Here is a 26,257-nt window from a genome sequence, read left to right on the forward strand (position 1 = left end):
TTCAAATGTCTGCGATCAACCGGCTGATCCGCTGGTCGAAAAACTCGGGCGCAAACCGGCTGGCCTCAGCAACGGCATGGCGCGGATCGAAATGGCGCAGGAATAATTCCATCTCCTCTACCGCCGCAATCAGGTACTCTATTTCCTGTCGGTCAAAGAAGACCCCCGTTCGGTCAGGCACGACTGTGTCCAGAGCACCGCCGCGCCCATAGGCGACGACCGGGCGCCCCGATGCCATTGCTTCGACCGGTGCTATGCCGAAATCTTCCTCTGCGGTAATGACGAAAGCCCGCGCACGCGCATAAGCGCGACGCAGGGCGTTAAAATCCAACCTGTCAACGAAACGGATATTGGGCCCAGCACGCGCCTTGAGCTGCCGGAGCATGCTGCCCTGCCCGACCATCAGTAGCGGTCGGCCATTGGCGGTGAACGCATCGACCGCCACATCGGGTCGCTTGTATGGCACCATGGCGCCAACCCATAGATAATAGTCATCGATCTCGTTGGAGGGCGTAAACAGCGATGTCTCTACCGGCGGATGGATCACCTCCGCGTCTCTTCGCCAGACCTTGGCGATGCGACGACGGACGAACTCGGAGTTTGCAGCCAGTCTGTCGATCCGCGCGCTCGAGCTGACATCCCATTGCCGCAGCCAGTGATAGATCGGTGGCATTGCCAATCGGCTCAAGGGGTTAGCGGCGTTCCGGTACTGATGATAATGATCCCACAAATAACGCATTGGCGAATGGCAGTAACAGACATGCAGACTGTCCGGCGTCGTGATCACCCCCTTCGCCGGACCCGATTCGCTGCTGATCACCAGATCGTATTCAGACAGATCGAGTTGCTCGAGCGCCATCGGCATCAGCGGAAGATAATATTGATAGAATCTTCTAGAACCCGGAAGCCGGTTGATGAAACTGGTGGTTACTTTTGCTTTTGAGATAGTCGCAGAAACCAGATCCGGATTGTAAACATGGGTAAATATGTCTGCCTGCGGATACAAACCCAGCAGTCGTTCGACCACCCGCTCTCCACCCCGCATCGACACGAACCAATAATGCACCAGCGCAACCCGCGGCTCCGAAAAGCGGCTAGGGCTAGCGTGGTAGACCGGTCCGCGTTGCGGAGAAATCGCGTTCATGAATAATAGTCACGATATTGCTTGTAGTAGAAGGAAGGATCGCCGCGTTCGAAATAGGCCCGGCGGCGCATATCAACTTGGTTGAGTGCCAAACCGACCAGATTGACCTGGTCAGCTGGCAAGCGCTTGAGCGCCGCCCGCAACGCAAAGCGCGAAGTTTTGCGCCAGCGCGTGGTCATGACAGTCGCGTCTGCCCGGCTGGCCAGTATAGGTGTCGAAGCAATCGGTAGTACCGGGGGTAGATCGAGAATGATATGGTCGAACCGGGTCCGCAATTCATCAAGCAAGCGGATAAAGGCATCGCCGGTCAACAGGTGATCGGGCTGCTCATTGCTCGGGCGAAGCGGTAGCACGCAAAAAATTCGTTGATCCGACAAATCATCGAAATTGATGTCTGTCTTACCGTCGAGATATTCGATCAGCCCGTGATCATGCTCTCGCATGTCAAGCAAACGGCTCATCCCAGCGCGACGCAGGTCGCAATCGATCAATATGGTTTTCTTACCGCTCTGTGCCAGAACATAGGACAGACAACAGGAAACAACGGTTTTACCCTCATCGGGCAAGGCGGAGGTGATCGCGATCACCTGATTTCTGCCGTGGGTGGCTTGGCTGATCGCGGTGTCAAGCGCCCGAAAAGATTCGGCGAAGCCCGAATTGGGCGAATGCTGCATGGCAGTCACTGCGTGGCGGATTTTCGGCTCTACCGATTTCAGCAGGGGTATCGAAGTAAGGTAATTCCCGCCCGATGCCCTTTCGAGCTCGTCCGGTGTCGAAACGCCGTGGAATATGGCTTCAGCGATATAGGCCGCAATCACTCCCAGGCCCAGCCCGACAACCAGCGACAATATGATGGTCATTGGGATGTTGGGGCTCTCTGGCCATGCCGGAACGCTGGCAAGCGTAAGAATTTTTGCATTGGGCCGCTCGCTTCCCTCAGCAGCCAGCAACTCCTTGTAGCGATTAAGATAGGCCTCGTAGATGCCCTGCGATGCTCCGGCCGCCCGCTCAAGGTCGCTGAGACCAACCATCGCCGAATTATTCTGCGTCAGCTGGCCGCGCGCCGATGCAAGGCTGCCCGAAAGCGAAGCCATGCGCTGCTGAGAAACATCGCGTTTGGCGCGGAGATTGGAAATGACCCGACCGATCTCCGCCTGGATCTGTGCACGCACTTCTACCAATCTGCTCTGCGCCTGGATCAACTGCGGATGGTTCGCACCATATTTGCTGCCTAGATTGGCAACTTCTCCAGCAGCTTCGGCCTCCTGCGCTCGAAGCGACGAGATCACTGTCGAACCGAGAGCTTCGCCTACATCATCGCCCGATGAACCGGAACGGAGTTGGGCAAGCGCCGTTTGCAATCGTGCTTCGTCCTCAGCCGCGGCAGCCCGCGCGCCCGCTACCTCTTGATTATAGTTGGAAATCTCCTGCTCGGTTAACGAAGCCCCCGAGGTACTTAACAGGTTATTGGCGATGCGATATTGCTGCAAAGCCGTGGTGTCGGCCTGTGCCTGCGCGCGCAACTCGCCGAGCCGCTGCTGAACTAAAGTCAGCGATTCCGCATGATTTTCCTTGTTGCTGCGTAATTCCCACCCGGCGAATTGGCGGGCGAATTCATTGGCAATGGTAGCAGAAGCCTCCGCTTCGGTGGCCGAATAGGAAATTGCAAGCGCGTAACTGTTTCCGGTCCGCTCAGCAGACACTTCGCGCTCCAGCTCATCAATCACATTGCGTAGCGCGTCACTATTCAATCCCCTGCCCATCCCCAATGCCCCGGCAACGCGTTCGGCCATTGTCCGCGATGTGATGATTTCAACCTGGGTATCGACCAGTTCGTTGCTTAGCACTTGGCGGCTTTCAGGCCGATCCGCCGCACGAATTTTTTCGGCCGCGTTGTCGGTCAGCATTACGGTGGCTTTGGCGGTATATATTTTGGGCGCCAGCATAGCGTAGGCCAGACCAGCGATTAGGCAAAGCGCCAGAACGCCCAATATCAGCGTAAACCTGCGACGAAAAAAGGCGACGCTTTCGGTCAAATCGAGCCGATCCGCTGTAGCCGGCAGAAAAGTCTCGTGGCGGGTTGAGGGCGGGCCTGCCGACGCGGGTGTCACCGGAACAAGCTGGTTGGATTCAGTCATGACATTGCCTCGGTTGCGGAACGGGTTGGATCGTCCTGTTTTTGGTGCTGGCGGACCATCAGAACCGGGCCCTGACGCCAAGGGTAACGGTGATGCCCGCATAGTCGCGCCCCAAGGCATTGCCGTCCTGTTTTCGCCAGCCGACGCCGGCGACCAGCCCCACATTGTCAATCAGGCGATAATGTGCCCTGGCAGATGCATGAAATCGCATGTCTTTGCGGCCACTGCCCTGATACTTTTCATCGCTGATACCCAATTCAGCGGAGACAAGCGTGCGGTCGCCAAGTGCCTTGCGGGCTTCGAGAGAAAAATCGCTATGCACGATAGCCGGCGCATCGAGGCGAAAGCTGGGGTCGATTACCCTGTCGGCAGCTGCGGTGATCTGCCAGTCCGCACGCGGCGTCCATTCGACCTGCAAATGGAAATTGACGTCGCTGACATCCTTGACCGACGGATTGTCGAACTTCTGGCGCATATAACCCACGCCGACTTCCAGATTTACCAAGCTGGTCAACCGCAGCAGCATGCCGGCGAGCACACCATAGCCATCGGAGTCGCGCTGTGTTGGAAGCGAATTCGAATAGTCGACCTTGTTGATCGAGGCTTCCACGAACACTCGTGAATAATGGCTGGTGGGCGCGCTACTGCGGATCCGGGCACGCGTCACCGTCGAATCTCTCTCGGAAAGGTCGAATGGCAGCCCATTGATCTTCGTATCCCGGTACCGCGTTTCTGCGATCCGTCCTTCTGCCATCAGTTCGAGAAAACCGCCCTCTCGCCGTACCCTCAATCCGCCAAACTTCCGATTGAAAGCCACTGGCTCGTCGGTCAGAAACTGGTCGCCCGCAGTCCCGCGCTGTTCGATGCCGCGGCGGAGGCCAGCATCTACAATGACTTCGGTGCGCTCGGCCAGATCGAACCTTCCCTTGCCCTGAATATCGAACTGCTCGCTATTCTCACCTTTGATATCGGCATAACGGCGAATATCCGCTCCGCTGGTCAGGCTAAACTCATGCCGCTGCAAATCGGTTCGAATAGTGGACCGTGGCCGGAATGAGAGAACCAGATCGTCCAATTTTGACTGGCTGTTGTTGTAAACATTATCATCGTAGGTCGCATCGCTCTCGATCGACGGGAAAAATAGCAGGTTGGGGCTTATCCGAATGCCCTCGCCGCGTTCGGGCTCGAACAGATCGAAAGGAGTGACGATCTCTTCGCTTTGCGCAAAGGCTGGCCGCGACACCAATGTGCACAGAAGAACCGCTATCGGCCCCAGTTGTTTGGGTTTTGTCCTGACCTGCCCGGGCAGTGGCTTGATCCGGATCGCGCGCACCGTCTGCGGTTTGAGCGACGAGAATGCGTCAAAGGTCAAGGCCGAGATTTCGGAAAGAATGTCAAAAATGCTGGTGACGCTCGATTTAAAGGGGATAGCGACCCGGCCACAAGTGCGTACACTGCCAGCCTGGCTCTTGCGTCCAGGCATATTCGAAAGTATCAGTCGCCTACCTAATGGTGATAAGGCCATCTGAATGATAGAGTTGCCGCCCGGCTCTGGTGTTGAAGAACATGCGCGTAACGAAGAGCGGAGCTTTGCCCGCGGGCTGATGGTGGCACTACCGCTCGCGCTCGTTGCGTGGCTGCTAGTGACCTTGTTTATCTGATAGGATCCCCGGTTCGGCATCACAATTACCTGTTGCCGACGAGTACAGCTGGGACGGTGGCTAACAATATTTTGAAATCAAACGCCAATGTCCGGTTTTGTACATAGAGCACATCGGTCGCGACCCGTCGCCGATAACTTGTTCTGGCATTCCGCGTGACTTGCCAAAGTCCGGTCAATCCCGGCCTGACACTGGTGTAAAACGCCGCGTAACGCCCGTAGCGGCGCATCTCATCCTCGACGATCGGTCGCGGCCCGACCAGGCTCATTTCGCCACGTAGGACATTGATCAACTGGGGAAGCTCATCAAGCGATGTGTTGCGAAGAATACGCCCGAACCTGGTCACGCGCGGATCACAAACAAGCTTTTGTGTATTGACCCATTCGCGCAGCAGCGCATCATCATTCGCGAGCAACCGGACCAACCGCTGGTCGGCATCAACACACATTGTACGGAATTTAAGGCATTCGAAAATCTTGCCACCAAGGCCTACGCGCCGATGCGCAAAAAATACGGGACCGCGTTCGAACAATAGCAAGAAAATCGTAATGAAGGCCAATACCGGAAGCAGCACGACAAGCAGGGCAGCGGCGGCGATGACATCCACTATCCTGCTAGCCGAGGGCAAAATTTGTTTTGGCCGCTCCGCGTGGTCGGGATAGACGCCAACCTGTGTTTCGCTTTGGATAAGCGCCGCGTCTGCAGCACTTACATCGTTAGATGCTACCAACGGCCGTGTATCGCCAATGTCCAAATAGAGCGAGCGGTCGGCAATCGGTTCGAGGCGCTCTGCCTCCGCGGTCATGATTTCGATTCCTGCTTCGGTGGAATTACGCATTTGCTCCAACATTTTCATTGCCCCGGTTTGCGCGACCACGCTCGGCTTTTCTGACCGTTCAACTAGTAAGGAAAACTGCTCAAAAACCGAGGCAGATACAAACGGTCAAAGGTTGTAACCCGAGTCTATCCCGATGGACTAAGAACCGGCGAATTGGTTCGGGATCCCATTCCCCTACTTAGTAATGGCGCGCGCAAGCCATCCATTTTATGCATTGGACATATGGGCTGATTGAGCAACTGCACCCAAGCTATGGACGACAATATGATTGACATGAACGACGCTTCTTTCCGCAAAATCGCATTTCTGGCGGTTTCCAGATTTGTACCTCCTTTGTCTGCGATCGGAGCTGGTTTGCTTCTGGCATCCTGCGCGACGTCAGATTTACCCCGGGTGTCGGTTGCAGATGCCAATGCCGGACTGGTCCAGGGTTATCGCATTGCAGGCGGCGACAAGCTCAAAGTGACCGTGTTCGACGAGCCGACCCTGACCGGTGAATTCAGTGTCGGATTGGATGGCAGCCTGTCGCTGCCGCTGATTAATGCCATGCAAGCCAGCGGGCAGACGCCTGGCGAACTTTCAGCCAAGATAACGTCCGCACTCGCAGCAGGAGGTTATGTGCTTTCACCGCGCGTTTCGGTTGAGGTCGCGCAGCATCGGCCATTTTACATATTGGGCGAAGTAAATGCTCCGGGCGAATATCCCTATATCGGTGACCTGACGGTTGAGCAGGCAATTGCCAAGGCGCAAGGCTATTCTGCACGAGCTAACAAGTCGGAAGTGGTGTTGCGACGCCAAGGTTGGGCTGAAGGCCGTAAAGTGCGGCTTGGTTCAACGCCGCTGTTGATCGCTCCCGGTGACACGATCACGGTTCAGGAAGCGTTTTTCTGACCGATATAGATGCCGCAGTCGGCATCAATTTCGCGCAAGGCTACCTATGGTTTTTGTAAGGATTAATCCATTTTGACTATGCCATTCGGCATGTTGACTCGGTTGTAAACCAAGGTTAGGCTCCAAATTGTTAATGCTTTGTTTAGGTTATCGCGCCGTCAGAGTCGCTAGCCACTAGCTTGCCCAGAACAGGCTTTTCGAGTCGCCAAAGCTGCATCGAACTTCGGCTTAATTGCTGAGCTTCATTGCTAACATGTGGTGACTAGGAAACTTTGGGGGCAAAATTGCGGATAGATGTGTGTCTGATTAGTTCGAACGACATTTCCAGAGAGGGGATGACGTTGATTCTCGAAAAGGATGGCTTCAACGTCGTCCATTCTTGGGAATCGATTGACGAACTTGAACCGGTAAAATCCTCCAATGATTTTATCACTATCCTCGATTGCGGTTCGTCGGCCAGCCAGGTTGACGCAGTCGAACGCGCCAGGAACACCCTCCCCAGTTCCCGCTTGGTAGTTGTGTCCGAACAATTTGATCTGAAGACGGTGATAGATTGCTTCAGCGCGGGGGTACAAGGCTACATTATCAAATCTGGAAGATCGACGCGGATGCTGGCGGCCCTAAGGCTTGTCGCGCTCGGCGAGAAGGTTGTGCCATCCGATTTCATCGATACGATCAGCGAGTCCGGAGTAGAGCGCCCCATCGGTTCAGATTTCGATCTTGAACGCGAGGAAGCGAAACTTTCTCCACGCGAGTTGGATGTGCTCTGCTGCCTGATGGCCGGCTATTCAAACAAAGTAATCGCGCGAAAACTGGACGTCTGCGAAGCAACGGTGAAAGTGCATGTCAAAGCCATCCTGCGCAAACTGCACGTTCACAATCGTACCCAGGCAGCGTTGTGGGCCAACACGCATGGCATCAATGAAATGTTCCCGATTTCTGATTCTGCTCTGATCGTCCCAAAGTCAGAAGAAGTTCTAGCTTAACTTTTCCTATCGCGAAGCAGTCTGGCGAGTTCCCGGTCAACACTGGGTAGACACTGGCTATTGGCAGGTCGCTCGACCTTGTCGCAATCCCACAATGCGATCTCTATTCCCGAAGCAGCATCCCGAACAAAAACGAAAATTGGCTTCTCGCGATCGCCTGGCGATATCGCGCTGTTGCGGGCCGTTAGCTCTTGAGTTTCATAGGCCAGAACGCGACAACCAGTTTGCCCCGCACATTTTCCGAGAGCCGAAACCGCCCAGCGGCCACTTGGCGACGCCCGGTCGACTGCCAGGAAGATGGAACCGTCGGCTTTTGGAGCGGGCGCGGCCGAAGCAACGTCCAACAGCCTTGATTCAGGCTGTGTCAGCGGTGCGGTGGACGCTGCCATGGCGGTCGCAGTCATTTGGGCTTCGGCCGCTATGCTTGCAGCCGGCAGAACGTCGGGTTGGCGAACATTCTGGTAACTGAGTAGTGAAAACGCAGCCTCGCTTGCGGAACTTGGTCGTCCTGAAAGGGCTCCACGCATCCCGGGCCAACGATAGAAAATATGCGGGCCAACCTTGTGCAGGCGGACCAGCTTGCTGCTCCACCACGGCATGACATAATCGGCGTGGTAATGCGTCGCCTGCGAGACCTCCGGATATATCGGGCTTTTCAGAGCTAGTGTTGCAATGGCGCGCGCGCGCGCCATTGCCGCCGCAGAAGGTTGTCGGCGCACCATCGAACCGTCGCATGTGAAAGAAAACTGGCAGCCGGTGGCACGGTGTGAACCCTCGAACACAACCCCGCAAACAGATTTGGGAAAACTGGGATGGGCGACCCGGTTCAGCACCACTTGCATCACCGACCGCTGGCCGTCGAGATCATTGCCTGCTTCATACCAGGCAGCAAGTGCCAGGCAGTCGATCGCGCGATCACGGTCGCCGACCGGGCCCAAAAACTGAAGCTGCGCGGCGAATCCGTTGTTTGTCTCGATCAAGGGCTTCGCAGTTTGCGTGAAAGTGCTTACTGCCGCAGCAGCAGGAGAAATGACCGCTAGGCGCAAAGCATCGACAACAATATGCGTGGGGCTAGCCCTGTCCACCGTTGACGAAGCTGAATGCAAGCTCGATTGATAGGCGGGCAGCAATAACAGCCCGAAAAATATGGGCAGGATCCATGCAAATCGCCCCGCGAATTGCGCGAATGGAGGTCGATATGCGACGATGTCTTTAACCTCTTCGGCCAATTCGCTTGTCTCGCTAAAATTCGCTCTGCCAGTGTTGTGAATATAGCCCATGTCGTCATGCCATGGCCAAGACCATTCGGGTTAATATGCGGTGGTCCTCGGCATAACCCTTTTGGGCAGATAATCACGGTCACTACCGCCCCGGCAGAGCGGTACCGGTCCACAAACGTTCGACCGACTTTCGAGGATAGGCGTTGATAGCGGCAGGCAACACACGCTCTGCAAAGCCCAATATGGTGGCATGGCCTGCACGGGCACGGGCTGCGAAACTTCCTTGTTGACAGACCGACCCTTTAACCATCGGAATCAACCGGTCGGCAAACAGCGTTTTGTAACGATCATCACCTTTGCCGAAATCGATCGTGCATATTCCCTCGATAGCCGCTTGGCGCGCGCAACGGTCGATCAACTGCAACCCCGGACTGTAGCGCTGGACCCGAAGGTCATAAGCGGGGAACCACCAATGAAGGACGCCGTTTGAGACAATCCCGAAATGTGCTGCGACCGGTTCCTCCCCTGCGTAAAGCACGCTGAGCGCACCGCAAAAGCCTGGACTCCCAACATTTCGAAGGCCCCGAAGAACTTCTCCCTGCCAGCCGATGCAATAGTCCGCGCGCAGCCCCATGCGGCGATAGAGTGTGTTGCGCATCTCGACATGCAAATCGAAGGCTTGGTCAGACTCACTCGAAAACTCGCAACGAACCGCGCCTATTTCTCGTTCCATCTTGCGCAATTTTCGGGACATATCGCGTTGCCCACGCCGCCACGAATCGCCCTTTGCTGCGATAGATGCTTCATAGCCCGCGCTGAGATCCATTTGTGGTGATGCCAGGCTGGTATCCGCAGATTGCATCCCGAGCGCGAATTGCAATGGCAGGTGGTCGAAGTCATAGGCGTCGAGCGCGGCGGCGCGCAGCAAGCCCGGTTCCGCAAGCACGCGGCCGGGTTCGAGAATGGCGCCGTGATAATCGTTCAAATGTCCGCCAATCGGTTTCGCAACGCGGCCCCGCACGCGGTGGAACGGAAGAAATCCGACAATCCGCCCGTCCTGTTCAAATATCGCCACCTCTGCGTCCCGTCGGACTTTGCCGACGGCCATCGCAAAGTGCGGCGAATAGAAAGGGCTAGCATAAATTGAGTTGGTCTCACGCAATTGCTCCCACCGCCGGATACAATCGGCGTCGAGTTCTTGAGTAGATATAAGCGAGGCTTTCATTCGGTCACGATACCCCAATGCGGGAGCTGCCCACGGAATAGCCTGCAACAGACGATCCCGCCATTGCGCAAAAGTCGCATCCAAATGACGATGAGCGATGTCCCTTCCCACTTACCCCCGAAATACTCGAAGCCGACATTACCTACTTTGGGGACATACCAATGCCTGTTTGGCAATCGCCGTCGGTCGATAGATATCTGCCGCTGTACGATGCAGTTGTCTGAGAGTTTTTTGTCGGGTTGTTTGGCCGTCGTCCCAGAGTCATCCATGGTGAAATCAAGAAGAGCAACTTCGTCCAATTGTGCAGAGCACACATGACAGTGGTCGTCGAACTCTTAGGTGAATTCCTCGACTCGGAGACGCACGTGGACATCAGTGAGTAGAAGTAATGGTGAACCTACAGCGAAAATCGCCCATTGAAAGCGTGTGAAAATGAAAGAGGCAATCTACCTCATTGATTCAATCCCATCATTTGCCTTCACATGGACGACCTTTTTTTGCGCCGGGATAATCCTGTTTTTGCTGAGATACAGAAAACGGATTGTCGCTTTCTCGATTCAAGATGCGCTCAAGACCTGCATTCCCTTCGATATTCGTCGATCACAGAGCTTTCATACAGATTTGAAGGTTTATCTCATCAGGAAGCTGACAGATTTCGCTTTTCTGATCCCGGGAACCTATGTGCTTTTTCTTGTCTCTAATGGACTATTTGACACGCTGTCTGCGCTCGACGGGACACATTCGTCAGATCGAACCTCGCCAGCACTGGTCCTTGGCGTAGCAAGTGTGTTGATCGTTGCAGCCGAGTTCAACGCGTTTCTCTGGCACTATTTTGAGCACAAGATACCCTTTCTTTGGGAATTACATAAGGTTCATCATTCTGCGGATAATCTGAATCCTCTTACAAACCACCGCGCGCATTCAATCGTGCAAGTTGGCAAATATGCAATGAAGGGCTGTATCAGCGGCGTTCCGACTGGACTGTTTATGCATTATTACGGCTTTGGATTTATTGAACTGTTGGCAATTGCAGCGATTGCCAACAAGCTTTTGACCGTTGCCACGCTCGATGTGCTGCGCCACTCCCATGTGCCTTTGCGGTTCGGCCTATTGGAAGGGGTATTCATCAGTCCACACATGCACCAAATTCATCACTCCAGCCTCGAAGCGCATTGGGACAAGAATTTTGGTACCAACCTGGCCATTTTCGATTGGATGTTCGGTACCGCCTATCGTCCGTACAAGGGTGAAGTGATGGTCAACGGGATCTATGGCTATAGTCCCGAACAGCTCCAGGAGTTCCATTCTCTGAGGGGAACTTATTGGGATCCTCTAGTCCGAAGCTTCGAGTGTCTTAAGCGCTCCCTTAGGCCAGCTTCGGAAACGACAGTCTGCTTCGATGCTAAGATTGAGCACGCTGAAAAATGACGACGTGATAGGGTGGCGCTTTCTTCTCCTGTCAATGATGGTGCGCGCAGCTAACCACTTCGGATTGACCCCTATGTTTCCTTCATCCTCATCAACGGCGGCACTAATATGGCTGCATTCGGAGCCAATATTGGAGCTCTGCAAATTCGCCATCCCGACCAAGCATGAATGTGAGGCAGTCCATGAAACTCGACGAGCAACAGTTGGTTGGCAACAAGTTTGAGGAGGCGCAGGCAGCTCTGGCGACGGGTCCGGACGAGCCATCCCCGACCAAACCGAAATCTTCGGAAATGACGCCGGGGCCGGGTTATATGATCCGCACTGAATTTCCGCGCCTGTCACAGGAATTCATAGAGCAATTCAGGGAGTTCGAAACCGCGGATGTCTCGGACGTGCTCAATCGGCTCTATGCCATGAACGGTGCAATCCGCAACCAGACCAACGACAAGGAACTGCTCGGTACCGCTTGCACCGTAAAGCTCTATCCGGGGGACAATCTGATGGTCCACAAGGCGCTCGATATCGCCAAACCCGGTGACATCGTTGTGGTGGATTGTAGCGGAGCGATGTCGAATGCGGTACTGGGCGACCTGGTTGCCAACAAATCGATACATCGCAAGATAGCCGGTTATGTGATCGACGGACTGATCCGCGACCTGGACGGTATCAAGGAAACAGGTCTGCCGGTTTATGCCCGCGGAGTTACTCCTTTCGGGCCGCTGCATCGTGGCCCGGGGGAAATCAATACCCCAATTTGTTGCGGCGGTGTGGTGGTCAATCCGGGCGATATCATCAAAGCCGACACCACAGGGATCGCGGTTATACCGCGCGGTTTTGCCGACGAAATCATCCAGCGTCTGCAAGCGAGTAAGGCACGTCTCGCTGAATATGTTGCGAGCGTGAAGCGAGGCGACTTCTCCAACGCATGGGTCGATGAACAGCTGCGGGAAAACGGGTGCGCGATCTGCAATTGAGCCCCAGCCAGCGCCTGCCGCGGCAATTCCAGCTAAAACTTCCATCGACCGCGATGCAAGTCTGGCTCCGCAATCGTCGTCGGCTCACTGATATCGGGGGCATATTCGAACGGCGTCGCTTCCAGCTAATCCGCAAACGCTTCTATGATGAGCTGTGGCGCGATGCCGCGTGCGAAGTCGGAGCAGAAATTGTCACATTGCCCGGCGGACTGAAGCGGATAAGTCGAGGCAGCCTGCAGACATTTGTAGATAAATCTGAAATCATGCTCGACAGCGCAATCGTTTCGCGCTTGCTGCTGAACAAAGCGATCGTATTCGAATTGCTCGCAGCGAAAGGCTTGCGCGTACCGCAGCGCCGGAAGTTTGACATGGACAGTCTGGAGCGAGCGGTCAACTTCCTTCGCGAGAATGGTGGACCTGTCGTTGTCAAACCGGCTGATAGGACCGGATGCGGCCATGGGGTTACGACACGGATTATCGATCGTGATGGTCTGTTAAAAGCGGCACGCCATGCCGCCGCCTTTCACTCAGAACTGCTGGTTGAGGAACAACTGGTTGGCGCGTCTTTCCGCCTGCTGTATCTGGATGGGATATTAATCGACGCGGTCCGTCGGGATTCGCCGGTCGTGACAGGGGATGGCCGCTCCAACCTTCGCCAACTCGTTTCAGCGGAAAACGAACGGCGCCGGTCGGGCGAAACTATCACGGCGCTAAGCCCGCTTATGATCGACCTTGAATGCCGAAACACGTTAGCGGCTGCGGGCGTTTCGCCCTCAACCATTCCGGCTGCTGGGCTTGAGATGATGGTCAAGCTTGCCGTCAACGAGAATGGTGCCGCACAAAATCATTTGGTGCGTGAGGAGGTTCATCCCGAAATCGTCGAAACCGGCAGCCGCATCGTCCGTGAATTTGGAATCGGTTTTGCTGGCCTTGATTTGACGGCAACGGATATCTCGCAACCGCTATCGGAAGGAAATGTCATCTTCAACGAAATCAACGCAGGCCCGGGTATCCATCACCACTATCTGGTGTCTGATCGAAAACGGATCGCGCATGTCGCGCCGCGTATTCTCGAGCATATGTTTTCAACCCGGCGCGGAACGATCCAAATATGAGTTCACTGAATACCTCTCGTCCGGTCCTGCTGCTCGGTGGTGGTGCCAGCACGCTTGCTGCCGCACGAAGTCTCGGTGGTGCCGGAGTTGCGGTCTATGCCAGCGGGCGGACGGGTTGTCGCGCCATGCATTCGCGCCATTGCCGAACAGCGCTGCCGGTGCCTGAAGATATGGACGCGGCGCGATATTGGGAGACGATTCTCATATCGAAGCCCGACCCAGACCTTGCCGGATGCGTTATCATGGTCGGCTGCGATGAATCGCTGGAATTCGTCGAAACGCACGAGGCGGCGCTACGCCAACTCTACGTTGTCGAAGAGTTTCGCCCCGAACTGCGCCGGGCTATGCTGGACAAGCTCGATACGCTGACCATGGCGCGCGAAGCTGGCGTTCCAACTCCAAATTTCTGGGCAGTGGATACGGTTGAAGATGTTCTGGAAATACGAGACGAGCTCCGTTTTCCGGTGATGGTAAAGCCGCTGAATTCACTTACCTTCATGGAAGAATTCGGGCGCAAGTTGTTCATCGTTCGTGAAGATTTCGCCGAGGTAGTTGAAAAGGTGCGGCTGTGCCGAGAGCGTGAACACAAGGTTATGGTGGTCGAAATGATCCCCGGTCCTGACAGTCTTTTGTCGAGTTATTATACCTACCGCACGAGCAGCGGCGCGCTACTCTATAATTACACTAAGAGCATCATTCGCCGCTGGCCGGTCAATCGCGGCGGAGCATGTTTTCACCAGTCCGAATGGTTGCCCGAAACTGCCGAGATGGGACGACGGATGTTCGACGGGATCGGCTGGCAAGGCATTGGCAATGTCGAGTTTAAGCGCGATCTGCGCGACGGCCAGCTCAAAATAATCGAGGTGAACGGGCGGCTGACAGCGGGCCATCCGCTGGTAACACGTGGTGGCGCGCCAATCGACTTGATCATCTATTGCCACCTGACCGGACAATCTTTGCCGCACTTCGACAGTTATTCGCAGACGCTGAGGCTGTGGGATCCGATGCGTGACTTTATGGCTTTCCTGCAATTGCGCCGCGCGGGTGAACTGGGTTTTAGGGACTGGGTGCGCAGTATTACTGCACAGAAAGTCATTCTCCCCTTCTTCTGCTTTAACGATCCGCTACCGGGTCTCGCGGAATTTTCGGGCTTGCTGCGCAAGCTGGTTCGCGCGCCTCTGGCGATGCGCCAGAGGGCCGGGCAAAATGCGGATTGACCATTACCGCTATCGGCACATACTCGAATGTCTGCTGGCGGCTGGCAGAGTCGATCCGGTGCAAGCAGCAAGTGTCGCCGACAATCTCACCTGGTGCGATATGGCTGGACGGCGCAACCATGGCATAGAGCGGCTCCCGATTCTTCTGAAGCGGGTCCGGACGGGCGCGATTAAGTGCCCTTGCGATCCGCAAATTTCACGTCTGGCTCCGGCAATTGGACGGATCGATGCCGATTCCGGCTTCGGGCATCACGCTGCAACACTCGGTATGGAACTCGCCTGCGAACTTGCCGCCGAAACCGGCATTGGCGCGGTCGGTGTGCATAACAGCAACTTTTTCGGCGCCGGCGCCTATTATGTCCAGATGGCAGCAGATCGCGGCATGATCGGCCTAGCCGCGAGCAATTCTTTTCCCAAGGTGGCCGCTCATGGGGGCATCAAGCCGGTCCTGGGGACCAATCCGCTTGCCATTTCCGCCCCGCGTGCAGACGGCAGGTCGATTTTAATCGATATGTCCACTGCAGCGATGGCTGGATCATCGGTGCGTGAAGCAATTGCCAAGGGAGAGTTGCTTGAACCCGGGCTCGCAATCGACGCCGATGGTGCACCCATTGTCGATCCAATGCTTGCAAAAGCGGGCACCTTGCTGACCGCCGCCGGAGCGAAAGGATTTGGCCTTGCAATTCTGGTCGAATTGCTCAGCGCTGTCTTGACTGGTGCCGGCGTCGCCGGAGAAGTTGCATCGATGTACGCCGATCTCGATCGACCGGGCAACAACGGGCATTTTCTACTCGCGATCGACATTGCGCGCTGGATGCCGCTTGAGCATTTTCATCACCGGGTCGAAGCGCTCGCAGTAGCGCTCACCTCGCCACTCGGCTCGCAAGAGGTACGTTTGCCAGGCGACACCAGATGGGAAGAAATTTCCCGAAGCAAGAGCCAAGGCATATTGATCGAAGACCACATCCTCGCACAAATCGAACAGCTGGCAGACAGCCTCGGCGTGGCGCTGGACTGGCGCTGACACCGTAATGGCGCATACAACGCTTCGGGTTGTTCTTGTTCTGTCTGATCCGGACGCGCCCCTCGGATGGGTCGCGCGTCTGATTGAGCGGATTGGGGACCTTGATGAAATTGGGATTTGTGCCATCGCCGCTACCCCTACCCCCCGGCGACGACGGAGAGATAATTTTCTTTTCCGTTTGCTCTACCGGCTGGAACTGGCAGCTGGAGAGACACCGGTTGCATCGGACGATTTGTCAGCAAACAACATTCCGCGGATTTCTCTGGACGACGAAGAAGCGCTGCACGCACTGGCACCCGATGTCATACTTGACCTCTCAGGAAACCACGGTGCGGGCATCTCGGCTGCTTCGGCGCGCCACGGTGTGTGGTTTACCGACGCTTTCGGCAGCGTTCCCGGGATTGCCGGTTTGCAACCGCTTCTCGAAGGACGCCCTGTCAGCTCGATCAACCTGTTCCGCCGCTCCCTTGCCCAAGCGTTGCCAGATTTGATCGCAAGTGCAGCGGTAAACATCAAATTCGTCGCTTCGCGCAACGAACGATTCTTGGCGGAAAAGTCAGTCTCACTGATCCTGCGCGAACTAAAACGTCGTGCACGCGGATTGCTTTCCGCGACGCCCAGTGAAACGGTCCTGTTTGTTGCTCCGCGCGCACCAGGAACCAGCGAGACACTCGCCTATCTAGGTAGAATGGTGGGTGAACTTGTAAGGCGGGCTTGGCAAAAATTCGCAACTACACTGGGCCTTCGACCGGGGATGTTCTGTATCAACTTGACCGAAGGTGAGCCTCTGAAATTCAATCCGGCATTGGCCGAGGCCGTTACCTCGCCCGCGAATTGTTACTACGCCGATCCATTCCTTTGGCCACACGGAGAGGACACCTGGTGCTTTTTTGAAAGTTTCGATTATCACATGGGGCTGGGATATATCAGTGCCGGACGGATTGAAAACGGGCGATTTGAGGATGTCCGGACCGTGCTTGCTCCGGGTTATCATCTCTCCTTTCCATTCCTGTTTGAACATGATGGGCAGCTGTTCATGATGCCTGAAAGCTGCGCTTCGCGGCGAATTGAGCTGTGGCGGTGCACCTCGTTTCCCGACGGCTGGGAACTGCACAGGACTGCCCTGGAAGGCACCAACGCCTCCGATTCAACGCTTGTACAAATCGACGAGCAATGGTGGCTGTTCACCAACATCAGCGATGATCCGTTTGCCGACATGAGCTCGGAACTTCACCTGTTCCGTGCCAATAGCCCGCTTCTGGAAAGACTCGAACCGCACCCTCTCAATCCAGTGGTGTTCGATTCGCGCTGCGCTCGCAATGCTGGCCGCATCTGGCAGCGCGACGGCGTTTTTTACCGCCCGGCGCAGGATAATTCGCACGGAACCTATGGTTATGGACTGCAGCTGATGCGGATCGATGAACTCACAATGGAGCGTTACCGCGAAAGCTCGGTTCGACATATTACCCCCAATTTCAAACGGGGGATTATCGGCTGTCATCATATCGATGTTCTAGACAACCGCATCGTTTTTGACGTGCGACACCGCTATGGAGGTCGGGGATGACGCGCGCGCGGGACCAGAGCGATGGCATCGAGCGCGTTGTGGTGATTCACGATTTCGCCGCACCAGAAGGCGGGGCTGGCGTCCTGGCGATCCAGGCGGCCCAAGAATATCGACGGCGCGGAATTCCGGTGACGTATTTTGCCGGCTCTATTGATGGCGCGGGTGAAGGGTTGGATGGGATAGACTTGGTGGGCTTGCACGCAAGCCGCTTGCTGGACACATCACCAACCCGGGCGATGATGCAGGGGTTTCACAACCGTACGGCGCACAACTACCTGGAGCGCTGGATCGCGAAGAACGATACTGATCATACCGTGTACCACCTGCACAACTGGTCCCAGATACTATCGCCAGCCATCTTCGCCGCACTGGCGGGCGTAGAAGACCGGTTGGTGGTTACATGCCATGACTTCTTTAACATCTGCCCCAATGGCGGATTTACCGATTTTTCCCACGCGCAACCCTGCGGTCTCAAGCCGCTTTCGCTGAGCTGCCTTGTCAGTCAATGTGATCGGCGCAGCGGCCTTCACAAAGTGTGGCGGGTGGCGCGACAGGTGCATCTGAACAGGCTGGCGCGTCCTGCGCGGTCGAAGGCTACCTTCACCTTTCTGCACGATCGCATGCTCGCAAAGTATGCGGATAACGGCTTTTCCGCGCGCCAGATGGTGACGATCCCTAACCCTGTCGAACCCTGGTCCCGCGCGCGTATCCCCGCTGAGCAAAATCAAGAATTCCTGTTCGTCGGGCGACTGGGGAGCGACAAGGGCGCTGATCTGGCCACTGCGGCATGCATTCAGACAGGCGTTCCGCTCACGCTTGTCGGGGAAGGAGAATTAGAGGGTCGTTTGCGCGAGACAGGCGGTGACTTACAGCTCGCGGGCTGGTGCAACCGGGCGGAGATTCTCGATCATGCACGCCGTGCTAGAGCATTGATCGTGCCGAGCAGGGTAGTAGAGCCGTTCGGCCTCGTGATATTGGAGGCAGCGACAAGCGGCCTGCCGGTTATTGTCTCCGAACGGGCCTATCTGGCAGGCGATTGCAAGAGATTGGGCTTTGGCCAGTCCTTTGATCCGGCGGAACCCCAAAGCTTGACCGAGTTGATCAAAAGGATCGCCAACGATGACGCAGCAGTCGAGCAAATGAGCAACAACGGTTTTGCCCGCGCAGACGAACTCGCTTTGTCCGCTCCCGAATGGGGTGAAAGATATATCGGTCTGTTTCGCGATGCCATCGCAGGACGGTAAATGACTTGCAGAGCAGAAGCTGACAGGAAAATGGTGCGAGAAGCGGCCTCGCGATATATTTTTATCTATTTGTTTTTATAATGTATTATTAGTTCGATCGTCGATGAAACCCAAGTCGAGGCCCCAAATCCGTTTCGGCAGCGAGGGTTCGAGTCCTCAAGCCCAAAAACTCGTTTCCGCCACTGCATAAGTTGTGACGTTAATAATACCACAAGGCAGTCGATGAAGCGTGGGCATAGTTTTGTTTGATGCAAGCGTTTCATCGGGTCCGATTTCGAGACATTCGCGACATTGGCTTTTGCAGGCTGACTGCTCTGAAATCCACATTCGTTTCGGCAGCAGACGTCATTATGTTGGTCGTTTTAAAGCGTGCAAAAGGCCCACACTAGCTGCGCTCCTGAATTCCCTGATGATGGCTGATATTGGCCGGTGCTTTTGGTCTGACTTTTCACCGCGAAATGGCGATCAAGAACGAGAACGGGGCTGCAAACTGCCTGCAGAAAACCGATCCTCGCGTTTTATTTATGAATTGTTACATCTAGGACAATTCAATCGCAAACGCGCGCATATGCTCCGCCGAGTTGAAAATCATGCTGGCCCTTGGGGAGGAAAAATATGCGTGCGTTCAAACTTGCTGGATTTGCTTTTCTTCTGAGTAGCAGCACAACGGCAATGGCTCAAACTGCTGACACCATTTGCCATCGCCCGTCATTTTCACATCGATGTGTTCGCGAGCAATGAGTTGGAACGTGTTCTGAACATTGAAGCACGCGGTTGCCTTGGCCTTGCGCTTTTCCAGGGCCGGATCGAAGCCGTCAGCGAGGCTTATCCTGGCCTCATCGCAGTTCCTCCTGGCTTTCGCCAAGCTGACATCAGGATAAGAACCTAAGGCGAGTTTCTTCTCTTTGCCGTGCACGCGATATTTCATGCGCCAATGCTTGCCACCGGCTTTGCTGACGAGGAGATACAACCCCCGTCCGTCGTTCATTTTATAATCTTTTTCCTGAGGCTTAGCAGTGCGAACCAGAATGTCAGTCAGTGGCATTGGGGGCCTTTTCCCTTCAAACGACGGTCAAGAACGTCATTTTTGAGCATTCGGCCCCCAAAAGGCCCCCATTTCGTTGTGGCTGAAGGCGAACTGGAGTGAACGTCCGTGACCAGATGAAGGCTGGTTTTTAGGGGATTTCTGCGGTTTTTTTAACCGTTAGTGAAAACATCGTGTGTCGCCCAATTTTAAAGCGTCGATACACCCTTTTTCACCCTGCCGCAGCATTCGCTGAGTTGCAGCCGTAACGCGGTCGAGCGCATTTTCATCGGATATGATGCCCATATGGGTGATCCCGGGCAGCACGTGCACGGCGATATGCGGATTGGCACTGCGAATTTGTGACGGGTACGCTTTGGCGATGAACAGTTCATCCTCCGAGCCAATGAGTATCTTTGTTGGTGCCTCTATGGCCGCCACCGATGGTTTCCAGTCTCGCGGCAAATTGGCCGACGCCAGAAGTGCATGGCTATAGCTTCTGGGGCGTAGGTCGTCATTTGGCGGAACCGCCATGGCGAGAACGGTCATATGGTCGAGCGCGGATATTCCAAAACCGTTCAAAATGCTGAGCACGACAATGCGCGGGACGCTGACCGAAGTCCATCCGCCCTGATTGGGTCGATCCATGGGCCCGCCGGGAGCGATGAAGGGTGAAAGCGCAAGATAAGCGTCGAAATTCTTGGCGTAGCGAGCCAGACTTGCTGTTCGAAGGATGACCGAGCCGCCTGTGGAATGCCCAAGCAGAAGCAGCCTTTCTTCCGGATTCGCCTTTCTGACAAATGCAGCCACATCTGCGAGATCGTCTTCATACTGCCCGCGATAGGCGACATCGCCTAGCTTGCCGCCCGGACCAGGGCTCAAACCATGGCCGCGCAAATCGATCGAATAGACTGTGATGCCCCGCTTTGAGAGAGTGTCCGCGACACCGTGCATCGCTGCTGTGCTGCCCGATGAACCATGAACGGCAACGACGACCCCCATTCCCATTTTCCCGGGATAGATGCGGTAGGACAGTCGAGTGCCGTCGCGAGCCTTCAGAAAATGCGGGGACGGCTGCTCCGCAGCATAGCGGCCCATGGTATTGGACGAGTTCTGGATTGCGGAAATTAGCGGGGGCGCAGAGGGAGCGGTAAAAGCAAGCACGAGCCCTGCAACGACGAGCAGGATCAAAGGCGTTGCCACGGCCATTCGTAAGATATGTTTCACGTATTTTTGCCTTTCGGGAGAAGTTCGCCGACCGCTTGCCCGTCATTTCTGCAAAATGTCATTTGTCTATTCGCGGTTGGCAGACCTGCTTCGCCAATGGTAGGCGCGCGCGCTTATGAACCCGCTAAAATTCAGGTCAGCACCATTGCTCAATCATCCGGCCTTGCTGTCGATGCCGGTAATTGGTGCTGTCATCGGCGTGATGGGGCCGTTCGAAAGTTACGGCACGATGGGTTTTGGCGAACGCGTTGGTCACTTTGCTCTTTGTGTAACGCTGATCGGCGCAATGGTGATGACATCCAGTTACTATATCGCCCGACGATTTTTCCAGGGATATTGGCCCGTTTGGGTTGCGCTCTGTCTGGATCTTCTGCTGACAATCCCGGGGGCGGCCATCATATTGGGCAGCCTGTCTGTCTTTGCACCTGATAGCCTGGGCGAAGTACATTCGCTCGATCTTCTCTGGCAAAATCTGGTCATGATGCTCGCCTTTCGCGCCAGCAGCCTGCTGGTCTCTTGGCGGCGGATACGCGAAGGGCCGCAAGCAGCCTCGTCGCTGGAACAAAAGCCGTCACCCGACGAGTTCACCAAGCGCATGCCATTCGGCCTCAGGGGTGAACGCATTCTCGCGCTGTCATCAGAGGATCATTATCTTCGCGTGCATACTCCAAGGGGAGAGGCGTTGATTTTGATGGCGCTGTCGCACGCAGCTCCTTTGATGAGCGACGGATTTCTGGTGCATCGGTCGCACTGGGTCGCAAGAGAGGCAATCAAATCGGCGAGTTCCAACTCGGTCAAGTTGATCACCGGCTTATCCGTGCCGATTAGCCGCCATCGCGCCAAGGAATTCCGAACATGGCTGGACAGGCAACTGCCGCATTCAAGTCTGCTGGCCGCAGGTTAAAAGACCGAAGGTTCAGCTTTCCACGGCGAGGCCGTTTCGGATCTTCAATCGCTTACCCACCGATACAATGGATTTGATGGCGGGCATCAGCTCCTCACCCAGATCGGTCAGTTGATATTCGACCGATGGCGGCGAAGTCGGAACGACCGATCGTGCGACCACGCCAGCGGTTTCCATTTCCCGCAGCCGGGTGGTCAACATCTTGGCTGAAATTTCCGGGATATCGCGCTTCAACTCGCTGAACCGGCGCGCGCCGCCGCTCAGGTGCCAGATGATATTGGGCGTCCATAGTCCGCCGATAAGCTGCATGCACTCCCCCAATGGGCACAATGGCTCCATTTCCTCGGACCGGTTTTTGCGCATTTTTAAAGCCATCGGAACCCCCGGTTACTTGGCGGTAACCGGAGAAAACCGGCGCCCACTTGCATCATAAGTTTCACGAATATATCTGGTTACCAATAGTAATCAACTAGAAACAGGAAAGCGATGTTGGATAACCACTAAACCAATCGCGAAGTTAATCGACCATTCGCGAACCGACGTTCGCGGACGGCATCCCGAAACGGCAAGGCAGGGTCAAATCCATCTGCTTCGAAGCGTCTCCGCATGGTGCGGCGGCGCACGCGCAGTCTTGCCATTTAAGTCAGGCCAGAGAGAAAAATGAAAAGCAATGCATCTACCTCGCTCACCCAGATATTGGGTTTGGATCTCCCGCTTATCCAAGGCCCGTTCGGCGGCGGCCTTTCGACCGTCGAGTTGACCGCAACCGTTGCCAATAATGGCGGTTTGGGATCTTTCGGCGCGCATAATCTGGAAGGCGACGGTGTCGCACAGGTTATCGCTTCCATCAAATCGCAGACTGATCGCGCCTTTGCGGTCAACCTTTGGGTTGGCGATCATGATAAAGGCGGCGATGATATGTCGCTGGCGACTTTCGAGCGGGCCTGGAAATTTTACGAGCCCTATTTCCGCGAATTCGGATTGGAGCAACCCGAGCCGCCGCAACATTATCATCCAAAGTTCGAAAGCCAGATTGATGCGTTGATCGAAGCGCGACCGCACGCTTTCAGTTTCGTGTTTGGTATCCCGTCCGCAGCAATATTGGAGAAATGCCTCAAGTCCGACATTCTCACCATAGGCGCTGCAACGACACCGGCAGAAGTCGAGGCATTGGATTCGGCTGGTGTCGACGCAATCGTAGCGTCGGGATTCGAAGCAGGCGGTCACCGCACTTCGTTCCTAAACCGTGCCGAAGACAGCCTGATGGGCACTGCGGTTCTTGTGCGACTGGCGAGCACGAAGACGAACAAACCCATTATTGCCGCGGGCGGCATCGCCGATGCAGCTGGCATCCGGTCGGCCCTTTCCGCGGGGGCACAAGCGGCACAGTTGGGCACTGCCTTCATCGCCTGCAAGGAATCCGGGACCGCCGACATCCATCGCGACGTGCTTTTCTCCGACCGTGTGGCAAATACCGTCCTGACAAGATCCTATACGGGCAGGCTTGCGCGCGGCATCCCCAATCGCGTCATTGCCGAGTTCGATAAGCGTGCCGCCGAACTGCCGCCCTTTCCAATCCATGGCTGGTTTATTGGCAAGCTGAAAGCTGCGGCGATGGCAGCCAATATCGAGGATTTTGTCTCGCTATATGCAGGGCAGGCCGCGCCCCTGCTTCGGCATAGTACCGCATCGGATTTGATCGCAGCAATTCGCGACGAACTCTGAATATCTCTTCCCCCTCCCAAGAAAGGAAAGTCATGAAGCTTTATTATTCTCCCGGCGCCTGCTCCTTGTCGCCACACATCATCCTGCGCGAATTGGACAGCGATTTTGAATTGGCCCGTGTCGATCTCGCCACCAAGACGGTCGATGACGGGCGGGATTTCAACGAGGTTACGGCAAAGGGTCAAGTACCGGCACTTGAACTGGACGACGGCACAGTTTTGACCGAGGGCGTCGCCATTGTTCAGTATCTCGCCGATCAGAAACCGGATGCCGGCCTTATGCCTCCGGTCGGCTCGGTCGAGCGCGCGCGCGTCCAAGAAACCTTGAACTTCATCTCTTCCGAGTTGCACAAGTCATTTGGCCCCTTGTTTAACCCCGCCACATCGCATGAAGGCCGCGCGGCCGCATCAGAAGCAGTTGCCGCCAAGCTGTCTGTGCTTGAGGCGCAATTGTCAGACGGCCGACCCTGGCTGGCAGGCGATGCATTCTCACCCGCCGACAGCTACGGATTTGCGGTGACCCGCTGGGCGCCGTTTCAAGGCATTGTGCTCGACCATTGGCCCAGTCTCTCCACCTGGTTGAGCCGCGTCGAGTCACGATCAGGGGTACAGGCAGCTCTTGCATCAGAAGCCTGATCCCTGATGGAGGCGCGGGCGTCGCTCGATAGCACACCCCTACCCCAGCGGGAGTCGGCGTTCGCGCCTCCACACCAAATCCGATAGCCGTCAATCAAATGCCGCAGCTGGTAAAAAGGTCGTGCTCCGCAAATGATCGATGGCCGCCCCGGCCGTTTCGACGGTCGGGGCGTAAGATTGAAGCAAGATGCCAGCCGGGATGCCTGCAAGACCCGCGTCAAAATGCAACGAAACCCAGGTCGCTTAATTCAAAAGGTAGCTGAGCTAATGATTGTACCGATTTACATAGTGGACGCTTTCACCACGCAACGTTTCAGTGGAAACCCAGCGGCAATAGTGCTTTTCGACGCTTATCCTGAAGATTCAATCTTACAAGCCATCGCGGCAGAGAATAATCTCGCTGAAACCGCTTTTCCAGTGCGTCGAAGCGACGGCAATTGGGACTTGCGCTGGTTCACGCCCAAAGTCGAAGTTCCGCTATGCGGCCATGCCACTCTGGCGAGTGCCTATGTCCTGTTCAACCACATAATCCCAGAAGCCGAAGAGATTATTTTCGAAACACGCCATTCGGGACCGCTCAAAATCACGCGCAATGGCGAACGCATCACCATGGACTTCCCGGCAGCGCAAACGACCCTATCAGATGATGATCTTTCAAATCTGTTCGGCGAGAGCGTTATCGAGGTGCACAAAGACAAGGCCTTTATTATGGCCGTTCTCGATAGCACCGATGCCGTTCGCCAGTTCGTGCTGGATCGGGAAAAAGTCCTCCAGCTTGACCGCTACGGCCTGATCATCACCGCCGCAGGCGACGCTGGATATGATTGCGTCAGCCGCTTCTTCATGCCCGCACATGGTATCGACGAAGACCCCGTAACGGGTAGCGCACATACTATGCTCGTTCCCTATTGGTGTAACAAACTCGCAATGTCGGAATTGCGCGCCTTTCAGGCATCTGCTCGTGGTGGGGAGCTGTTTTGCCGGATGCAAGGAGATCGTGTTGCGATATCAGGATTCTGCGCACCTTACTTAACGGGAATGATCGAGACTTGAGCATTCAAGCCAACAAACGCTCACTATCCTGGAACTGATATCGAGATAGGTGATTTTATGAACCGAACATCGAGAACAGCCCTATTCCTGATTTGTAGTTGTGCCTTCATCGTCGACGCATCGGCACAGTCAACATACGAACAAGACATGGCCCGCCAAAGCCAGCACTTGTATGAAGAGAATATGCGTGCCCAGCAGCAAAGGCAAAATGGCCAGCAAGGTTTGCCGCCGCCAAGCCAGCCCCGCCAATCGATGAAATGGGTGTCCAGCTATGGAGCAATTGTCGCCCACATCGACACATCAAATTATTGGGCCGTCATGGGCGCGCGCTCGTTCGATGCTGCATATTATGCGGCCCTCGATCTGTGTACGAAGGCAATGGGCGATGGATGTTCGGCTGTTGCAGAGGGCGCCAATGGCTATTTCTCCATTGGCATTACTCCAGACGGTTCGGTGGCCACCGGCTTCGGTAACGGCGCAACGGAGGCGCGGAACAAGATGCGCGAGAACTGCGCAGGATTTAAGCGTGAATGTCGCGAAGAGCCTCCGCTCGCCGCGCTACCATGGCAGGAGCCGGCAAGCTGGGGGGCCATGGAGGCGCAAATTGCAGACGAGAGTTTTGCCAGGCCGCGTTCGGTCACCCCCGCACCCTTGAACCGGCGATCGCACGTCATGCTGGCATTTCCCAAACCCTACTCACCGGAAGAAGGCGCAGCCACCATCTGGATCGCTTCGGGTCCATCATGGGATGATCTAGCCGCGCGGCTGCTGCCCGCTTGCAGAGCAAATGCGGGGACCGAATGCGAGATTGGCATGAGTGTTTCGGGTTCTTCCGTCATCGTTGAGTTCCGAACCGAAGCAGGTGAGGATCTGATCCGCAAAGCCACATCAAAGGCTGCCGCACCTGCAATGGTTGCCGATCATTGCAAGACGCTCAATGTCCGCTGCTCGATTATCAGAATCCACTCGACAACCGATGATCCGAAATTCGAGCGCTTGCCACCGGCCGCTCCCTGA

Annotated in this window: 24 protein-coding genes; 15 read left to right on the top strand and 9 right to left on the bottom strand. The window is 55.6% G+C overall.

From position 1 onward, the window contains the following. Position 1 precedes the first annotated feature (1 nt). The 3 genes from DXH95_RS07700 to DXH95_RS07710 are packed head-to-tail and all read right to left on the bottom strand — an operon-like array spanning position 2 to position 4,765. Complete coding sequence (locus DXH95_RS07700; protein ID WP_115548785.1) at positions 2–1,144, bottom strand: glycosyltransferase; 1,143 nt, start codon at positions 1,142–1,144, stop codon at positions 2–4. Beyond that, positions 1,141–3,282, bottom strand: coding sequence for a GumC family protein (locus tag DXH95_RS07705; protein WP_181883595.1), 2,142 nt, complete (start codon positions 3,280–3,282; stop codon positions 1,141–1,143). Before DXH95_RS07705 ends, DXH95_RS07700 begins: the two co-directional genes overlap by 4 nt. Before the next feature lie 58 nt (positions 3,283–3,340). Beyond that, positions 3,341–4,765, bottom strand: a complete 1,425-nt coding sequence (locus tag DXH95_RS07710; RefSeq protein WP_181883596.1) for an outer membrane beta-barrel protein — start codon at positions 4,763–4,765, stop codon at positions 3,341–3,343. Positions 4,766–4,811: 46 nt separating this feature from the next. Here DXH95_RS07710 and DXH95_RS16290 point away from each other — a divergent pair, with 46 nt between their 5' ends. Next, positions 4,812–4,943: a hypothetical protein gene (locus tag DXH95_RS16290; RefSeq protein ID WP_275401825.1), complete on the top strand. Its 132-nt coding sequence runs from the start codon at positions 4,812–4,814 to the stop codon at positions 4,941–4,943. 25 nt (positions 4,944–4,968) lie between these two features. Here the strand turns inward: DXH95_RS16290 and DXH95_RS07715 are convergent, their stop codons facing one another. Further along, positions 4,969–5,781 (bottom strand): sugar transferase, encoded by an 813-nt coding sequence (locus tag DXH95_RS07715; RefSeq protein WP_239016578.1) that lies wholly within the window; start codon positions 5,779–5,781, stop codon positions 4,969–4,971. A 252-nt stretch (positions 5,782–6,033) separates the two neighbouring features. Here DXH95_RS07715 and DXH95_RS07720 point away from each other — a divergent pair, with 252 nt between their 5' ends. Further along, complete coding sequence (locus tag DXH95_RS07720) at positions 6,034–6,672, top strand: polysaccharide biosynthesis/export family protein (RefSeq protein WP_239016579.1); 639 nt, start codon at positions 6,034–6,036, stop codon at positions 6,670–6,672. Between the two features lie 335 nt (positions 6,673–7,007). Next, positions 7,008–7,658 (top strand): LuxR C-terminal-related transcriptional regulator, encoded by a 651-nt coding sequence (locus tag DXH95_RS07725; RefSeq protein ID WP_239016580.1) that lies wholly within the window; start codon positions 7,008–7,010, stop codon positions 7,656–7,658. Here DXH95_RS07725 and DXH95_RS07730 read toward each other — a convergent pair. Both DXH95_RS07730 and DXH95_RS07735 read right to left on the bottom strand, forming a co-directional pair. Further along, positions 7,655–8,743 carry a cell wall hydrolase gene (locus DXH95_RS07730; protein ID WP_181883597.1) on the bottom strand — a complete coding sequence of 363 codons (1,089 nt, stop codon included), beginning with the start codon at positions 8,741–8,743 and terminating at the stop codon, positions 7,655–7,657. The genes DXH95_RS07725 and DXH95_RS07730 overlap by 4 nt on opposite strands. Before the next feature lie 277 nt (positions 8,744–9,020). Continuing rightward, the gene (locus DXH95_RS07735; RefSeq protein ID WP_181883598.1) at positions 9,021–9,986 is read right to left on the bottom strand and encodes a GNAT family N-acetyltransferase; all 966 of its coding nucleotides are present in this window, start codon (positions 9,984–9,986) and stop codon (positions 9,021–9,023) included. Positions 9,987–10,535: 549 nt separating this feature from the next. Here DXH95_RS07735 and DXH95_RS07745 point away from each other — a divergent pair. From DXH95_RS07745 to DXH95_RS07775, 7 genes are all read left to right on the top strand, one after another. Further along, entirely contained in the window at positions 10,536–11,531 is a 996-nt protein-coding gene (locus DXH95_RS07745) for a sterol desaturase family protein (protein WP_115548791.1), read from the top strand. Between the two features lie 182 nt (positions 11,532–11,713). Continuing rightward, positions 11,714–12,505: an RraA family protein gene (locus DXH95_RS07750; protein WP_181883599.1), complete on the top strand. Its 792-nt coding sequence runs from the start codon at positions 11,714–11,716 to the stop codon at positions 12,503–12,505. Further along, on the top strand, positions 12,487–13,620 hold the full coding sequence (locus DXH95_RS07755) for a cyanophycin synthetase (RefSeq protein WP_115548793.1): 1,134 nt from the start codon (positions 12,487–12,489) through the stop codon (positions 13,618–13,620). Before DXH95_RS07750 ends, DXH95_RS07755 begins: the two co-directional genes overlap by 19 nt. Next, the gene (locus tag DXH95_RS07760; protein ID WP_115548794.1) at positions 13,617–14,837 is read left to right on the top strand and encodes a carboxylate--amine ligase; all 1,221 of its coding nucleotides are present in this window, start codon (positions 13,617–13,619) and stop codon (positions 14,835–14,837) included. The genes DXH95_RS07755 and DXH95_RS07760 overlap by 4 nt, the downstream gene beginning before the upstream one ends. Further along, positions 14,827–15,861 carry an Ldh family oxidoreductase gene (locus DXH95_RS07765; RefSeq protein ID WP_115548795.1) on the top strand — a complete coding sequence of 345 codons (1,035 nt, stop codon included), beginning with the start codon at positions 14,827–14,829 and terminating at the stop codon, positions 15,859–15,861. Before DXH95_RS07760 ends, DXH95_RS07765 begins: the two co-directional genes overlap by 11 nt. Positions 15,862–15,868: 7 nt before the next feature. Beyond that, positions 15,869–17,428 (top strand): glucosamine inositolphosphorylceramide transferase family protein, encoded by a 1,560-nt coding sequence (locus DXH95_RS07770; protein WP_147291701.1) that lies wholly within the window; start codon positions 15,869–15,871, stop codon positions 17,426–17,428. After that, positions 17,425–18,672, top strand: a complete 1,248-nt coding sequence (locus tag DXH95_RS07775) for a glycosyltransferase family 4 protein (protein ID WP_115548797.1) — start codon at positions 17,425–17,427, stop codon at positions 18,670–18,672. The genes DXH95_RS07770 and DXH95_RS07775 overlap by 4 nt, the downstream gene beginning before the upstream one ends. A 625-nt stretch (positions 18,673–19,297) precedes the next feature. Here DXH95_RS07775 and DXH95_RS07780 read toward each other — a convergent pair. Both DXH95_RS07780 and DXH95_RS07785 read right to left on the bottom strand, forming a co-directional pair. Continuing rightward, positions 19,298–19,717, bottom strand: a complete 420-nt coding sequence (locus DXH95_RS07780) for an Arm DNA-binding domain-containing protein (RefSeq protein WP_115548798.1) — start codon at positions 19,715–19,717, stop codon at positions 19,298–19,300. Positions 19,718–19,876: 159 nt separating this feature from the next. Further along, positions 19,877–20,923 (bottom strand): alpha/beta hydrolase, encoded by a 1,047-nt coding sequence (locus tag DXH95_RS07785; RefSeq protein WP_220272240.1) that lies wholly within the window; start codon positions 20,921–20,923, stop codon positions 19,877–19,879. A 115-nt stretch (positions 20,924–21,038) separates the two neighbouring features. Here DXH95_RS07785 and DXH95_RS07790 point away from each other — a divergent pair, with 115 nt between their 5' ends. Continuing rightward, entirely contained in the window at positions 21,039–21,827 is a 789-nt protein-coding gene (locus DXH95_RS07790) for a LytTR family DNA-binding domain-containing protein (RefSeq protein ID WP_115548800.1), read from the top strand. Positions 21,828–21,839: 12 nt separating this feature from the next. On the opposite strand, the gene DXH95_RS07795 is transcribed toward DXH95_RS07790, so the two are convergent. Further along, positions 21,840–22,202, bottom strand: a complete 363-nt coding sequence (locus DXH95_RS07795; protein WP_115548801.1) for a winged helix-turn-helix transcriptional regulator — start codon at positions 22,200–22,202, stop codon at positions 21,840–21,842. A gap of 285 nt (positions 22,203–22,487) precedes the next feature. On the opposite strand from DXH95_RS07795, the gene DXH95_RS07800 reads away from it, so the two are divergent. The 4 genes from DXH95_RS07800 to DXH95_RS07815 all read left to right on the top strand — a co-directional run bounded on the left by DXH95_RS07800 (position 22,488) and on the right by DXH95_RS07815 (position 26,257). Continuing rightward, complete coding sequence (locus tag DXH95_RS07800) at positions 22,488–23,552, top strand: NAD(P)H-dependent flavin oxidoreductase (protein ID WP_115548802.1); 1,065 nt, start codon at positions 22,488–22,490, stop codon at positions 23,550–23,552. A gap of 32 nt (positions 23,553–23,584) precedes the next feature. Further along, complete coding sequence (gene gstA / locus DXH95_RS07805; RefSeq protein ID WP_115548803.1) at positions 23,585–24,187, top strand: glutathione transferase GstA; 603 nt, start codon at positions 23,585–23,587, stop codon at positions 24,185–24,187. A 267-nt stretch (positions 24,188–24,454) separates the two neighbouring features. Beyond that, entirely contained in the window at positions 24,455–25,240 is a 786-nt protein-coding gene (locus tag DXH95_RS07810; RefSeq protein ID WP_115549466.1) for a PhzF family phenazine biosynthesis protein, read from the top strand. A gap of 252 nt (positions 25,241–25,492) precedes the next feature. Further along, complete coding sequence (locus DXH95_RS07815) at positions 25,493–26,257, top strand: DUF4189 domain-containing protein (protein WP_181883600.1); 765 nt, start codon at positions 25,493–25,495, stop codon at positions 26,255–26,257.

Source organism: Sphingorhabdus pulchriflava (assembly GCF_003367235.1).
In the GTDB taxonomy this organism is placed as follows: Bacteria; Pseudomonadota; Alphaproteobacteria; order Sphingomonadales; family Sphingomonadaceae; genus Sphingorhabdus_B; species Sphingorhabdus_B pulchriflava.

Excerpts from the sequence above, each read along its gene's own strand:
- DXH95_RS07745 (WP_115548791.1), top strand. The coding sequence starts at position 10,536 with ATGAAAGAGGCAATCTACCTCATTGATTCAATCCCATCATTTGCCTTC.
- DXH95_RS07800 (WP_115548802.1), top strand. The coding sequence starts at position 22,488 with ATGAAAAGCAATGCATCTACCTCGCTCACCCAGATATTGGGTTTGGAT.
- DXH95_RS07790 (WP_115548800.1), top strand. The coding sequence starts at position 21,039 with ATGAACCCGCTAAAATTCAGGTCAGCACCATTGCTCAATCATCCGGCC.
- DXH95_RS07735 (WP_181883598.1), bottom strand. The coding sequence starts at position 9,986 with ATGGCCGTCGGCAAAGTCCGACGGGACGCAGAGGTGGCGATATTTGAA.
- DXH95_RS07770 (WP_147291701.1), top strand. The coding sequence starts at position 15,869 with ATGGCGCATACAACGCTTCGGGTTGTTCTTGTTCTGTCTGATCCGGAC.
- DXH95_RS07700 (WP_115548785.1), bottom strand. The coding sequence starts at position 1,144 with ATGAACGCGATTTCTCCGCAACGCGGACCGGTCTACCACGCTAGCCCT.
- DXH95_RS16290 (WP_275401825.1), top strand. The coding sequence starts at position 4,812 with ATGATAGAGTTGCCGCCCGGCTCTGGTGTTGAAGAACATGCGCGTAAC.
- DXH95_RS07780 (WP_115548798.1), bottom strand. The coding sequence starts at position 19,717 with ATGCCACTGACTGACATTCTGGTTCGCACTGCTAAGCCTCAGGAAAAA.
- DXH95_RS07795 (WP_115548801.1), bottom strand. The coding sequence starts at position 22,202 with ATGGCTTTAAAAATGCGCAAAAACCGGTCCGAGGAAATGGAGCCATTG.
- DXH95_RS07715 (WP_239016578.1), bottom strand. The coding sequence starts at position 5,781 with ATGCGTAATTCCACCGAAGCAGGAATCGAAATCATGACCGCGGAGGCA.
- DXH95_RS07810 (WP_115549466.1), top strand. The coding sequence starts at position 24,455 with ATGATTGTACCGATTTACATAGTGGACGCTTTCACCACGCAACGTTTC.
- DXH95_RS07705 (WP_181883595.1), bottom strand. The coding sequence starts at position 3,282 with ATGACTGAATCCAACCAGCTTGTTCCGGTGACACCCGCGTCGGCAGGC.
- DXH95_RS07775 (WP_115548797.1), top strand. The coding sequence starts at position 17,425 with ATGACGCGCGCGCGGGACCAGAGCGATGGCATCGAGCGCGTTGTGGTG.
- DXH95_RS07750 (WP_181883599.1), top strand. The coding sequence starts at position 11,714 with ATGAAACTCGACGAGCAACAGTTGGTTGGCAACAAGTTTGAGGAGGCG.
- DXH95_RS07760 (WP_115548794.1), top strand. The coding sequence starts at position 13,617 with ATGAGTTCACTGAATACCTCTCGTCCGGTCCTGCTGCTCGGTGGTGGT.
- DXH95_RS07710 (WP_181883596.1), bottom strand. The coding sequence starts at position 4,765 with ATGCCTGGACGCAAGAGCCAGGCTGGCAGTGTACGCACTTGTGGCCGG.
- gstA (WP_115548803.1), top strand. The coding sequence starts at position 23,585 with ATGAAGCTTTATTATTCTCCCGGCGCCTGCTCCTTGTCGCCACACATC.
- DXH95_RS07815 (WP_181883600.1), top strand. The coding sequence starts at position 25,493 with ATGAAATGGGTGTCCAGCTATGGAGCAATTGTCGCCCACATCGACACA.
- DXH95_RS07720 (WP_239016579.1), top strand. The coding sequence starts at position 6,034 with ATGGACGACAATATGATTGACATGAACGACGCTTCTTTCCGCAAAATC.
- DXH95_RS07725 (WP_239016580.1), top strand. The coding sequence starts at position 7,008 with ATGACGTTGATTCTCGAAAAGGATGGCTTCAACGTCGTCCATTCTTGG.
- DXH95_RS07765 (WP_115548795.1), top strand. The coding sequence starts at position 14,827 with ATGCGGATTGACCATTACCGCTATCGGCACATACTCGAATGTCTGCTG.